General features: G+C 71.6%; 12 protein-coding genes. 2 read left to right on the forward strand and 10 right to left on the reverse strand.

The window, feature by feature from the left end; all coding sequences use genetic code 11:
• Positions 1-12 precede the first annotated feature (12 nt).
• The 4 genes from ACQEVZ_RS08515 to ACQEVZ_RS08530 are packed head-to-tail and all read right to left on the reverse strand — an operon-like array spanning position 13 to position 2,550.
• The gene (locus ACQEVZ_RS08515) at positions 13-849 is read right to left on the reverse strand and encodes a YwqG family protein (protein ID WP_433363630.1); all 837 of its coding nucleotides are present in this window, start codon (positions 847-849) and stop codon (positions 13-15) included.
• Entirely contained in the window at positions 846-1,421 is a 576-nt protein-coding gene (locus ACQEVZ_RS08520) for a DUF4240 domain-containing protein (protein ID WP_433363633.1), read from the reverse strand. Before ACQEVZ_RS08520 ends, ACQEVZ_RS08515 begins: the two co-directional genes overlap by 4 nt.
• Positions 1,418-1,990 (reverse strand): DUF4240 domain-containing protein, encoded by a 573-nt coding sequence (locus ACQEVZ_RS08525; protein ID WP_433363636.1) that lies wholly within the window; start codon positions 1,988-1,990, stop codon positions 1,418-1,420. Before ACQEVZ_RS08525 ends, ACQEVZ_RS08520 begins: the two co-directional genes overlap by 4 nt.
• Positions 1,987-2,550 (reverse strand): DUF4240 domain-containing protein, encoded by a 564-nt coding sequence (locus tag ACQEVZ_RS08530; RefSeq protein WP_433363639.1) that lies wholly within the window; start codon positions 2,548-2,550, stop codon positions 1,987-1,989. Before ACQEVZ_RS08530 ends, ACQEVZ_RS08525 begins: the two co-directional genes overlap by 4 nt.
• Positions 2,551-2,740: 190 nt before the next feature.
• On the opposite strand from ACQEVZ_RS08530, the gene ACQEVZ_RS08535 reads away from it, so the two are divergent.
• Positions 2,741-3,964: a pectate lyase gene (locus ACQEVZ_RS08535; protein WP_433363642.1), complete on the forward strand. Its 1,224-nt coding sequence runs from the start codon at positions 2,741-2,743 to the stop codon at positions 3,962-3,964.
• Here ACQEVZ_RS08535 and ACQEVZ_RS08540 read toward each other — a convergent pair.
• The 6 genes from ACQEVZ_RS08540 to ACQEVZ_RS08565 form a co-directional block, all read right to left on the reverse strand.
• Complete coding sequence (locus tag ACQEVZ_RS08540; RefSeq protein WP_433363645.1) at positions 3,951-6,215, reverse strand: FdhF/YdeP family oxidoreductase; 2,265 nt, start codon at positions 6,213-6,215, stop codon at positions 3,951-3,953. The genes ACQEVZ_RS08535 and ACQEVZ_RS08540 overlap by 14 nt on opposite strands.
• Positions 6,216-6,274: 59 nt before the next feature.
• The gene (locus ACQEVZ_RS08545) at positions 6,275-7,891 is read right to left on the reverse strand and encodes a methyl-accepting chemotaxis protein (RefSeq protein WP_433363648.1); all 1,617 of its coding nucleotides are present in this window, start codon (positions 7,889-7,891) and stop codon (positions 6,275-6,277) included.
• Positions 7,892-7,997: 106 nt separating this feature from the next.
• Positions 7,998-8,588: a GrpB family protein gene (locus tag ACQEVZ_RS08550; RefSeq protein ID WP_433363651.1), complete on the reverse strand. Its 591-nt coding sequence runs from the start codon at positions 8,586-8,588 to the stop codon at positions 7,998-8,000.
• Positions 8,589-8,629: 41 nt separating this feature from the next.
• Positions 8,630-9,403, reverse strand: a complete 774-nt coding sequence (locus ACQEVZ_RS08555; RefSeq protein ID WP_433363654.1) for an SDR family NAD(P)-dependent oxidoreductase — start codon at positions 9,401-9,403, stop codon at positions 8,630-8,632.
• Positions 9,404-9,552: 149 nt separating this feature from the next.
• Positions 9,553-10,974 carry a pectinesterase family protein gene (locus ACQEVZ_RS08560; RefSeq protein WP_433363657.1) on the reverse strand — a complete coding sequence of 474 codons (1,422 nt, stop codon included), beginning with the start codon at positions 10,972-10,974 and terminating at the stop codon, positions 9,553-9,555.
• Positions 10,975-11,088: 114 nt separating this feature from the next.
• The gene (locus ACQEVZ_RS08565) at positions 11,089-11,706 is read right to left on the reverse strand and encodes a TetR/AcrR family transcriptional regulator (RefSeq protein ID WP_433363660.1); all 618 of its coding nucleotides are present in this window, start codon (positions 11,704-11,706) and stop codon (positions 11,089-11,091) included.
• A 63-nt stretch (positions 11,707-11,769) separates the two neighbouring features.
• Between ACQEVZ_RS08565 and ACQEVZ_RS08570 the strand changes: the two genes are divergently transcribed.
• Positions 11,770-12,765: an aldo/keto reductase gene (locus tag ACQEVZ_RS08570; RefSeq protein WP_433363663.1), complete on the forward strand. Its 996-nt coding sequence runs from the start codon at positions 11,770-11,772 to the stop codon at positions 12,763-12,765.
• Positions 12,766-12,775 lie beyond the last annotated feature (10 nt).

The raw sequence follows: 12,775 nt of genomic DNA on the forward strand, positions 1-12,775 counted from the left end.
ACGAGGGGCGGCTCAGCAGCACTGGCCGATCCCCCAGATGCGGGTGAAGTCGCCGGCGGCGAGGTCCTGGGAGCGAATCCAGTAGTACAACGTGCCGACGTCACCCCACATCCAGCCGGCGACGTCGTCGGAGTCGACCTGCAGGAGCAGCACCCAGTCGGCGACGCCCTCGCGGAGCCGCTCCACGCGCGGGTCGCCATAGCCCTCGGGCCCGCCGACGGAGATGCCGCTGGCGGCGAGCTGGCACTCCAGCTGCATCGGGCCCTGCACCGGCTCGGGCCAGCCGAACACCCGGTGTCTGGGCGCCTCGTCCTTCGCCCCGACGCGGTCATACAACCGGCTCACCGCGCCGCGACCGTGCTCGCGCAGCCGCTCCACGGCCGGCTCCCACCTGTCGGGGATCGTCAGCACCCGCCGGGGCACGCACGCCACAGCGCCGAACGCTTCCGTCCCCTCAGGCGCCACCACCGGCCGCGCCGTCGCGGCGTCGGACACGACGACCCGCCAGTGCTGCCGGTGGCCTGGCTCGTAGCCCCAGCCTTCCATCTCGACGGCGTCGTAGAAGAACGTCAGCAGCGCCCCGCCCGGCAGCACACCCGGGCCGTCGCCGCCGAGCGTCGCGTTGATCTCGTCGCAGTCCAGCTGGGCGATCACCGACAGCGCTCTGCCGCCATCGGTCCGCGGCCAGACGAACCCGTCCCCGGCGAGCGTGTCCCCGCCGAGCCGCGTGCCCCGCGAATCCGGCGCGCACGCCCCGCCGCCGGTCAGCCGGACCGACGGCAGCACGTGCGGCGCGAGAACACCCCAGAGCGCTTCGTCCCCGCCGACCTCTTCCCGAAGCTCGCTCACGTGTCCTCTTCCTCGTCGTACAGCGCCATGAGCCGCGGCAGGCGGCGCCGCATCTCGGCCTCGTCGTCGAAATCGAACTCCCAGTCCGGGTCGAGGTCGGGATAGCGGATGGTGAAGTCACGGGCGGGCAGCTCGTCGCCGCCGGTCCGGTCCCGGTACGCCTGCCAGACGACAGCCAGCACGTCCTCGCACTCGAGGTCGTCGCACTCGGCGGCCGCCGAGACGACCGCGGGATGTGTCGCGAGGCTGTCGGGGTCGGCGAGCGCCCGCTCGAACGTCTCCCTGCCCTGCGTGATCAGCCATCCCCGGAAATACTCGAACCCGTCGTCGGACGCGCCGCCGTTGATGACGTAGGCGGCGGCCCACAGGCCGGCCCGGTAGGACACCGCCACCAGCTCGTCGAACGGCCGGTCGAACGCCGCGATCACGACCGGCGGACGCGCGCCGAGCAGCCGCACCATCGCCGCCGCGACGTCGTCGGCGGACGGCGACCCGCCCAGGCCCGCCCGCGTCTCGTCGACCAGCCGCCACACGTCCTCCGCGCCCGGCGGTGGCGCCTCGGTCCGGCTCACCGCTCCTCCTCGCCGTCGTGGAGCGCCATGAGCCGCGGCAGGCGGCGGCGCATCTCGGCCTCGTCGTTGTAGTCGAAATTCCAGTCCGGGTCGAGGTCGGGAATCCGCACCGGGTCGGAAATCCGGGGCACATCCTCGCCCGTGACGGCGCGATAGGCGTCTATCACGACACACAGGACATCCTCGCCATACAGGTCACCGACCCCGGCCACCGCCGCGATCACCTCGGGATGGGTGGCCAGGCTGTCGGGGTCGGCGAGCGCGCGCTCGAACCATTCCCTGCCCTGCGCCACGAGCCAGCCGCGGAAATAGTCGAAGACGTCATCGGACGCGCCGTCGTTGATGATGCACGCGGCGGCCCACAGGTCCGCCCGGTAGGACGCCGCCAGCAACTCCTCGAAGGGCCGGTCGAACGCGGCGATGTCGGTGGGCGGCCGGCTGCGCAGCAAGCGCACCACCGCCGCCGCCACGTCCTCGGCGGACGGCGACCCGCCCAGGTCCGCCCGCGCCGCGGAGATCAGGCGCCACACGTCCTCCGCGCCCGGCGGCCGCGCCTCGGCAACGCTCACTGCTCGTCCTCCCCGTCGAAGAGCGCCACGAGCGCCGGGAGGCGGCGACGCATCTCGGCCTCGTCGTTGTAGTCGAAATTCCAGTCCGGGTCGAGGTCGGGGATCCAGACCGTGTCGGGATAGGGCGGCACCTCTTCCTCGCCGGTGACGTCGCGATAGGCGTCCATCACGACATACAGGACCGGCTCGCCGTCGAGGTCTCCGCCCCCGTCCGCGGCCGCGGCCACCGCGGGATGGGCGGCCAGGCTGTCGGGGTGGGCGAGGGCGCACTCGAACCAGTCCCTGCCCTGTGCCACGAGCCAGCCGCGGAAATAGTCGAACCCGTCACCGGACGCGCCGCCGTTGATGATGTACGCGGCGGCCCACAGATCCGCCCGGTAGGACACCGCCATCAGCTCGTCGAAGGGCCGGTCGAACGCGGCGATGCCAGCCGCCGGCCGCGCGCTGAGCAACCGCACCATCGCCGCCGCGACGTCGTCGGCGGACGGCGCCCCGCCCAGGTCCGCCCGCGCCTCGTCGACAAGCTGCCACACGTCCCGAATCCCCACCCCACCGCTCATGCGCACATCATGCCCGCGGGGTACGACAGTTTTCACAGCCTCCTTTCACGGCGCCGCCGTTGACGAGGAGCGGACGAAGTGAGCGCTCACATCGACGTTGACAAGTACGGACGACGCCGATACGGTCCGCCACCGAGGAAAGCGCTTTCCTCGCGACACGAACCAAGACACCGATCGGAGGTTCCCCGACGTGGCAAGGCAGAGACACAGACGCTGGCTGCTCAGTGCGGTCGTGCTGACCGTGGTGGCGGCGGTGACGACCGTCGCCGTGCGGTCCGCGGACGCGGCGACGATCGTGCAAGGCACCTGGTACAACCTGGTGAACGTCAACAGCGGCAAGGTCATGGAGGTCACGGGCGCGTCGACCGCGGACGGCGCCACGGTCACCCAGTACAGCAGCAACGGCTGCCAGTGCCAGCAGTTCCGGTTCGAGTCGGCCGGCACCGGCTGGTGGCGGATCATCGCCCGGCACAGCGGCAAGGCCGTCGACCTGTGGGAGTGGAACACCGCCGACGGCGCGGAGTACCGCCAGTGGCCGATCAGCAGCGGCTACAACCAGCAGTTCTCCGTGCAGAACATCGACGACAACATCCAGCTCATCAACCGGCACAGCGGCAAGGCCCTCGAGGTCTGGGAGTGGTCCACCGCCAACGGCGCGCGGATCTCGCAGTTCACCGACCTCAACGGCGCCAACCAGCAGTGGCGCCTGGTGGTGGCGGGCACGACCACGCCCACAACTACCAACCCCAGCACGAGCTGGCCGACGAAGTCGGGCGACGCGAGCGTCAGCGGCACCGTCAAGGTGTCGGGCACGCTCGACGGCGGGATGAAGCGGTACTGCTGCATCGGTGACGGCGGGCAGAGCGAGAGCCAGGACCCGATGTTCGAGCTGGCCAACGGTGCGACCATCAAGAACGTGATCATCGGCGCGCCGGCCGGTGACGGCATCCACTGCCTCGGCACGTGCACGATCCAGAACGTGTGGTGGGAGGACGTGGGCGAGGACGCCGCGACGTTCCTCGGCACGGGCGGCGGCACCAGCTACGTGATCGGCGGCGGCGCGAAGTCGGCCAGCGACAAGGTGTTCCAGCACAACGGCAACGGCACGGTCAACATCTCCGGCTTCTACGTCGAGAACGCCGGCAAGCTGTACCGCGCCTGCGGCAACTGCACGAACTCCTACCAGCGCAACGTCGTGGTGGACAACATCATCGCGAAGTCCACGAAGGTGATCGCCGGGATCAACATCAACTGGGGTGACACGGCCCGGTTCACCCGGATCACCGTCTACGGCTCGGCGACCATCTGCGACAAGTACAAGGGCGCCCCGAAGGGCAGCGAACCGACCCACGTCGGCTCCGGCGCGGACGGCGTCAACTGCTTCTACAGCGCGAGCGACATCACCTACCGCTAGCCTCCAACCGCACGACGACCCACTTCGACGTGGGGGTGCCGCTGACCGCAGCCTGCGAGTCCAGCGGCACCAGCGGGTTGGTCTCCGGGTAGTACGCGGCGACGCAGCCCTTCGGCGTGTCGTACGAGACGAGCCGGAACCGCGCGGCGCGACGCTCGACGCCGTCGGAGAACTCCGACACGAGGTCGACCACGTCCCCGTCGGCGAAGCCGAGCTCGGCGAGGTCGAGCGCGTTGATGAACACGACCCGCCGCCCGGAGCGGATGCCACGGTATCGGTCGTCCAGGCCGTAGATGGTCGTGTTGAACTGGTCGTGGCTGCGGATCGTCTGCAGCACCAGCCGCCCCGGCGGCACCTCCAGGACGACCAGCGGGCTGACCGTGAACACGGCCTTGCCCTCCGGGGTCGGGAACGTGCGGGAGTCCCGCGGCCCGTGCGGCATCGTGAAGCCGCCGTCGGAGATACGGGCGTTGTAGTCGGCGCAGCCGGGCACCACGCGGGAGATGCGGTCGCGGATCCGGTCGTAGTCGACGGTGAACGACGCCCACGGGATGCCGTGCCGGTCCCCCAGGACGGCCGCCGCGAGACCGCACACGATGTCGACCTCCGAGCGCAGCAGCGGGCCCGCCGGCGCGGAGCGGCCCCGCGACGCGTGCACCTCCGACATCGAGTCCTCGACGGTGACCCGCTGCACCTTTCCGCCGGTCATGTCCTGCTCGGACCGGCCGAGCGTCGGCAGGATCAGCGCCGTGCGGCCGGCGGCGACGTGGCTGCGGTTGAGCTTCGTGGACACCTGCACGGTGAGCGTCGCATCCCGCATGGCGGCGGTGGTGACGTCGGTGTCGGACATGGCGGCGACGAAGTTGCCGCCGAGCGCGACGAACACCTTGGCCCGCCGGTCCCGGAACGCCTTCACGGCGTCGACGGCGTCGTGCCCGGGAAGGCGCGGCGGCGCGAAGCCGAACTCGGCGCCGAGCGCGTCGAGGAACCAGGCGGGCGGCTTCTCCCAGATGCCCATCGTGCGGTCGCCCTGCACGTTGGAGTGGCCGCGCACCGGGCACAGTCCGGCACCCGGCTTGCCGATGTTGCCCTGCAGCAGCGCGACGTTGACGAACTCCTTGATGGTGGCGACCGCGTTGTGGTGCTGGGTGATGCCCATCGCCCAGCAGTGCACGGTGCGCTTGGAGGCGGCCAGCATCGCCGCGGCGGTCTCGATCTGCGACCAGGTCAGGCCGGTCGCGGCGAGCACCGCGGCGCGGTCCACGGCGCGCGCGTGGCGCTCCCATTCGTCGAAGCCGGTGGTGTACCGGTCGACGAAGTCACGGTCGACCGCCCCGGGCGCCTGCAGGAGCAGGTGGCCGATGGCCTGCCACAGCGCCAGGTCGCCGTTGGAGCGGATCTGCAGCAGCTCGTCGGCGAGCCCGGTGCCCCGGCCGGCGAGCCCGCGCGCCTTCTGCGGGTTGTCGAAGCGCAGCAGCCCCGCCTCCGGCAGCGGGTTGATCGCCAGGATCCTCGCGCCGTTGCGCTTGGCGGTCTCCAGCGCGGTGAGCATCCGCGGGTGGTTGGTGCCGGGGTTCTGCCCCGACACGACGATGAGCTCGGCCTCGTGCAGGTCCTGCAGCGACACCGAGCCCTTGCCGATGCCGATCGTGGCGGCCAGCCCGGCCGACGTCGACTCGTGGCACATGTTGGAGCAGTCGGGCAGGTTGTTGGTGCCATACGCGCGGGCGAAGAGCTGGTAGAGGAACGCCGCCTCGTTGCTGGCCCGGCCGGACGTGTAGAACACCGCCTCGTCGGGGCCGTCCAGGGCGTTGAGGTGGGTGGCGACGAGCGCGAACGCCTCGTCCCAGGAGATCGGCTCGTAGTGGGTGCCGCCGTCGCGGCGGACCATCGGGTGGATGAGCCGGCCCTGCGCCTCCAGCCAGTGGTCGGTGCGCCCGGCGAGGTCCTCCAGGGAGTGCGCGGCGAAGAACGCGGGCTCGACGGTCTCCCGCACGCCCTCCCACGAGACGGCCTTCGCCCCGTTCTCGCAGAACTCGGCGGTGTGCCGCTTGCCCTGGGGGTCGGGCCACGCACAGCTCATGCAGTCGACGCCGTCGACCTGGTTGAGCGCGAGCAGGTTGCGGGTCGCCTTGACGATCCCCATCCGCCGCACCGCGTTGGTGACGCTGAGCCGCACCGCCGGCAGCCCCGCCGCGTGGTCGGCGGGCGGCCCGACCCGCAGCCGTTCCTCGGCTTCGTCGATCGGCATCGCGGCGGCTCCAGCGGTAGATGAGACCCACCGAGCGTAGCCCGTCCCCGGCGCCACTGTCAGACGCGGAACTGGCCGACCAGGGCGTGCAGCTCGCGGCTCATCGCCGACAGCTCCTCCGCGGCGGTGCGGGTCTCCTCGACCCCGCTGGTGGTGATGCGGGCCGCGTCGGAGATGGTGGCGATGTTCGCGGCGATGTCGGCCGAGCCGGCCGCGGCCCGGGAGATGTTGCGGCCGATCTCGGTCGTGGTGGCGTTCTGCTGCTCGACGGCCGCCGCGATGGTGTTCTGGTAGTCGCCGAGCCGCCCGGTGATCTCGACGATCTGGGTGATCGCCTCGGTCGCGGCCATCGTGTCGGCCTGAATGCTCTGCACCTTCGACGCGATGTCGCTGGTCGCCCGGCCGGTCTCCTGGGCGAGGTCCTTCACCTCGGTGGCCACGACGGCGAAGCCCTTGCCGGCCTCGCCGGCCCGGGCCGCCTCGATGGTCGCGTTGAGCGCCAGCAGGTTGGTCTGCGCCGCGATGTCGTTGATGACCGTGACGACGTTGCCGATCTGCTGGCTCGACCCGCTCAGCCGGCCGATCAGGTCGTGCGCCGACTGGGTCAGCTCGGTGGTCTGCCCGCCGATGCGGGCCGCGTCGGCGGCGGTGCCGGCGATCTCCTGGATCGAGGCGCTCATGTGCTCCGCGCCGGTCGCGACGGTGCGGACGTTGTCGGACACCTCGTCGGCCGACGCCACGATCAGCCCTGACCGGGTCGACGTCTGCTGGGCGCTGGTCATGATCCGGGTCGAGGTGTCGCTGAGCCGCTCGCTGGCGACCGCGACCGTGGACGCCGACCCGCTGATCGCCCGTACCGTCGCGGCGATCTTCTCGACGAACGTGTTGAACTCGCGGCTCACGGTGGTGAACTCGTCGTTGCCGCTGACCGCCAGCCGGTGGGTCAGGTCGCCCTCACCCTCGGCGATGTCCGACAGGCGCTCGTGCAGGGCCCGCAGCGGCCGCAGGATCGAGACCGACAGCGCCAGCGCCATGGCGACCGCCAGCACGAGCGCGCCGCTGCCCACGACGTTGGCCAGCCTGCCGGTGCGGCTCGCCGTCGACCGGGCGGCCTTGTCGGCGGCGGCCGACCGCTGCTTGGCGCCGGCGAGCAGCTCGTCGACCGGGCCGCTGATGCGGGCGTACACCTCCAGGCCCTCGCCGACGACGAGGTCGTTGGCCGCTTTGACCTGTGCCGGGGTCCCCGCCCGGTACGCCGCGATGACCCGGTCGTCGAGGGCCTTGAAGTCGTCGAACGCCTGGCGGATCGCCCGCACGGCGGCCTGGTCGGCGGCCGGCAGCGGCAGGCTCGCCATCGTGCCCAGCTCGGTGCTGAAGTCCCGCATCGCCTGCAGGAACGCCGCCCGCGTGTCGGCCGTGTCGTCGGTGCTGCCGGGCTCGCCGCGCTCGACGTCGAACGCGTAGCCGACCTGCCAGCCGGAGATGTCGGTGATGCGGAACTTCAGCTGCTCGGCCGCGTCGAGCTGGGCCTGGGCGGCGGACAGGTGCCCGGCCGTGTCGCGGGTGCCGTGGGAGGCCGAGACCGCCGCGATCCAGATGGCCACCACGCACAGCGCGATGACGAGGAAACCGATCACCAGCCGCGTGACCACCCGCGTCCGCCGCAGCGCGTCCATTTCTGCCACCCCTCGCCGACCGTTCTCGCGAAGCTCGCACCCCACCGATCGGCGCAACCGTCCCGCTCCTGAGAGATCCCGCGGCGCGCAATGCCGTCAGGAGCCGTCAAGCAGCGAAGATCCGGGCGAAGATGGCGTCGATGACGTCGTTCTTCGCCAGGCTGTAGTCGCCGGGCCGGTCCACGGTCTCGCCGGCCAGGCGCCGCTTCGTGCCGGCGTACAGGTCCCGGTCCGATGGGTGCTCGCGCAGCCAGTCGCGGAAGAGCAGGTGACGGATCGGCTCCGGGGCGCCCGGCGGCCACACGTGCAGGTGCACGTCGTCGGCCGCGCTGACCAGCATGCGGTGCCCGTGCCACCACGGCTCGCGCAGCACGAGCCGGTAGCCGAGCGGGGCCAGGACGGGCACGAACGACGACTCGTCGTCGCTGTCGGGCACGGTGAGGTCCACGTCGACGACCGGCTTCGCGGGCAGGCCGGGGACGGCCGTGGAGCCGACGTGCTCGACGGCCAGCACGAGGTCGCCGAGCGCCCCGGTCAGGGCGGCGCGGGTCGTCTCGAACCGCAGCGGCCACGACGGGTCGTAGTCGTCGACGACAACGGCGGACCAGCGGCGGGGCGGGTCGCCGACCAACCCCGCCGCCAGCTGCTCCGGCGTGCCGTGAAACCGCTCGGTGATGCTCTTCGGATACCTGGCCATCGTTACCTCCTGTGACAGCAAAGTCGGCCAGGATACGACACCTACGCCGGCAGCGGTGCCCCGCTGAGGTCGGCGAGGTGCTCGAGCAGCGCCTCCAGCAGCGCCGCGTCGAGGTGGGCGTCGCCCGGCCGCCAGTCGCGGTCGCTGACGTACCGGCCGGTGACCAGCACCTCCGGGTCGGTGCCGACGGCGAGCCGCACCTGCGCCCGCGCGGCGTCCGCGGGGTCCGTCGGGGCGCTGTCGCCGCCCATCTTGGTGCGCACCCAGCCCGGGTCGAGGGCGTTGCTGAGCGTCGCCGGCCAGCGCCGGGCGATCGCGACGGCCAGCATCAGGTCGAGCAGCTTCGACGTGGAGTAGGCCACGAACCCGTCCCAGGGGCGCCGGTCGTACTGCAGGTCGGCCAGGTCCACGACACCGTCCGCGGCCATCGCCGACGACACGAACACCAGCCGCTCCGGCCGCGGCAGCAGCGCCGTCAGCAGGTACGGGGCGAGCACGTTCACCTGGAACATCGACTCCAGGCCGTCGCCGGTCAACTCCCGCTCGCTGCTCTCCAGCCGGGCGATCCCGGCGTTGTGCACGACCGCGTCGAGGTGACCGTACCCCGACAGCGAGGCGGCCAGGGCCCGGGTGTCGTCGAGCGAGCGCAGGTCGCCGACGACGACCGCGGCCGCGCCGGGCAGCGCGGCCTTCGCGGCGGCGGCGCGCTCCTCGTTGCGGGCGTGCAGGATCACCCGGTGCCCGCCGTCGACGAGCTGGGTCGCGGTGTGCAGGCCGATGCCGTCGGCCGATCCAGTGACAAGAATGGTGCGCAAAGTTGAGTCCCTTCCATCGTGTGCCGCACCACGATGGAACGCCCCGATTGCAGCGCAATTGCAGCTGACTTGCCCCGGTGCGCCGCGTCGCGAACGCACCGGGGCGAGCGGTGCCCGTGGGCTGTCGCCGGTGGTTTCCTAGACCGGGTTCAGACTGGGTTCCAGCCGTCGGTGCCGGCCAGGTACTTCTGCGGGGTGTAGTTCGCCGCGGCCGAGTCGCTCAGCTGCGGGCGGTTGCTGTTCGTGCCGGCGCCGGCACCGGTGTTGCGGTACTCCAGGAACCGCGCGTTCTTCCACGAGTTGCCGGACATGTCGGTCCACGGCTGCGCGGTCTTCATCGTCGCGCTGAGGTTCGACTCGCGGTAGAGCACCTGCGCGGCCGGGCCCCACGGGCGGCCGAGCTGCGTCACGTTGTTCGCGGCGCCGGTGATGGTGCACCTGTAGATGAGGATGCCGTAGGTCTTGGCCGCGTCGGTGTTCGCCGCGGTGATCGGCCCGCCGCTGCTGCGCTTCTCGTGGATGGTGCTCGCGTTGAACACCGCGGTCGCGCCGCCGAAGATGAAGTCGACGGTGCCCTCGACGTAGGAGTTCACGTAGTACTGGCGGGAGTTGTTGACCAGCAGCGTGTCCTGGTTACCGAGGAACCGCACGTTGTCGAACACCGACCGGTCGGCGTTGACGTTCGCCGCGACCGCCTGGCTGCCTTCGCCGTAGTCGTTGGACATGGTCAGGTTCGTCGCGACGAAGTCGTGGCCGTTGACGAAGACCGTGGCGCTGCCGCTCGTACCGTAGCCGCCGGCGCTGCTGTGGTTGTTGACGATGACCGTCGCCGACGCCGACGAACCCAGCCCCTGCAGGGTGACGAAGGGCTTGTTCGACGGGATCGTGACGATCTCGCGGTAGGTGCCGGCCTTGATGGTGATGACCCGGCGGGTGGTGTTGTTCGCCGGCACCGCGTCGACCGCCGCCTGCACGGTCGTGTACTGCCCGGTCCCGTCCTTGGCGACGGTGGCGGGGCCGGTGCCGCCGACGGCGTTGAAGGCCCACTGCTTGTTGCTGTTGGCGGTGCACGTCTCCTGGATCACCGCGGCGCCCGACGCGGTGCTGGCGTCCTTGTCGCTGACGCACAGGCCGCTGTTCACGTTGATGATCTGGAAGGTGCCGGTGCCGGACGCGACCAGCCGCCACTGCTGGTTGGCCTGGCTCGCCACGCACGTGTACTGCTGCAGCTGCACACCCGAGGCCGTCGACCAGCCCGGCACGTCGACGCACTTGCCGCTGCTCACGTTCACCAGCTGGAAGTCCGAGCCCGCGGCGGTGAGCCTGAACTGCTGCCAGGCCGCGCCGCTCGTGCAGCCCCACTGCTGCAGCAGCGCGCCGTTCGCCGTCGACGCCGACGGCACGTCGATGCACATGCCGCTCTTCCTGACCGCCAGCTGATAGGTGCCGCCCGTGGGTGGCAGGGTCGCCGCGTCGGACGGCGGCGTCGACACCCCGGTCACCACGGCGGGCACGACGACGGCGAGCGCGGCATAGAGCAGATGTCGCCTCGACCAACTCGATCTGGACATGAACCCGGTCCCTTCCGGTCACGCTGAGCTACGAACCGCCGGGGCGATCCGGCGGGCACCCAGGTAGATGCGAAGGCAGGGCCGGGCATAACAGGAATCGGGAAGGAAGGCCCGCTACTCGTACAGCGCGGACACCCACAGGTGGGTCAGCGTGTCGACCAGGACCGTCCGGTCGTCGAACGGCGGCACGCCGCACGCCGCCAGGTAGTACAGCCGCTCGCCGGTCCAGGTCAGCGAGGCGGCGAGCGCGCGCACGTCGATGCCCTCCAGCCGGGCCGCGACGGCGGGGTCGGACCGGCGGTCGGCCTCGATCCGGGTGGCCGCGACGTCGGTGTACGACGCCATCTGCTCCAGCCACAGCTCGCGCAGCTGCGGGTCGGACGCCCAGCTCTCCACGATCGCGCGCAGGACGGCGGCGTTGGCGAGCCACAGCCCGGCGCCGGCGTCGACGCCTGCGCGCAGGGTCTCGCGCGGGCCCGCCGCCGCCTCCGACCACGGCCGCGCCGCCTCGTGGCCGGCGCCGACCGCCCGGCGCACCAGCTCGGCCAGCACGGCCTGCTTGCCGGCGAAGTAGAAGTAGAAGCTCGCCCGGGAGACCCCCGCGGCGGTGATGATCTCGGCCACGCTGAGCGTGTCGAAGGTGCGCTCCCGCAGCAGTCCGTGCAGCCCGTCGAGGATGCGTTCGCGCAGCTCGGCGCCGCTCTGCTGGGGTCCGTCACGTCGTGCTGCCACGTGCGGCAGCATACCGCATGGCATGTCTGGACAGCGTGACCAGACACTCTGTATGGTCGCCGCATGAGGTACACGACTTTCGGGCGCACCGGCCTGCGGGTGTCCGAGCTGGTGCTCGGCGCGATGACATTCGGCGAGCAGGGTGGGGTCGGCGCACCGGTCGAGGAGTGCCGGCGCATCCTGGACGCCTACGCCGACGCCGGCGGCAACACCGTCGACACCGCCGTCAACTACCGCGGCGGCGCCAGCGAGGAGATCCTGGGCGAGCTGCTCGCCGGGCGGCGCGACAGGTTCGTGGTGGCCACGAAGTACACCGTCACGCGCGACGCGACCGACCCCAACGGCGGCGGCAACCATCGCAAGAACCTCAGGCTGTCGCTGGAGACCAGCCTGCGCCGCCTGCGCACCGACCACGTCGACGTCTACTGGGTGCACATCTGGGACCGGCACACGCCGATCGAGGAGACCATGCGGGCGCTCGACGACGCGGTCACCGCCGGCAAGGTGCTCTATGTCGGCGTGTCGGACACCCCTGCCTGGGTGGTGTCCCGGGCGAACACCCTGGCCGAGTGGCGGGGCTGGACCCCGTTCGCCGGCCTGCAGGTCCCGTACAGCCTGGTCAACCGCGACGCCGAGCGGGAGCTCCTGCCGATGGCCGACGCCTACGGCCTCACCGTGACCGCCTGGAGCCCGCTCGGCGGCGGCGTGCTGTCCGGCAAGTACAACGCCGGCGCACCCGCCACCAGGAGCCGCCTGAGCCGGGACGCGATCAGCGACCGCGACCTCGGCGTCGCCCAGGCCGTCGGAGCGGTCGCCGGCGAGCTGGGCGTCACGCCGGCACAGGTGGCCCTCGCCTGGACCCGCCGGCGCGACGGCGTGCTGCCCATCGTCGGCGCCCGGACCGTCGAGCAGCTGCGCGACAACCTGGGCTGCACCGAGGTCAAGCTGCCGCCCGAGCTGGTCACGCGCCTGGAGGCGGCGACCGGGTTCACCCCCGGCTTCCCGGCCGACTTCATCGACCAGACCCGCTCGTGGGTGCTCGGCGCCGCCGCCGTCTGACCCACCGCGC

Source organism: Dactylosporangium sp. CA-152071, from assembly GCF_050936335.1.
GTDB lineage: Bacteria > Actinomycetota > Actinomycetes > Mycobacteriales > Micromonosporaceae > Dactylosporangium > Dactylosporangium maewongense.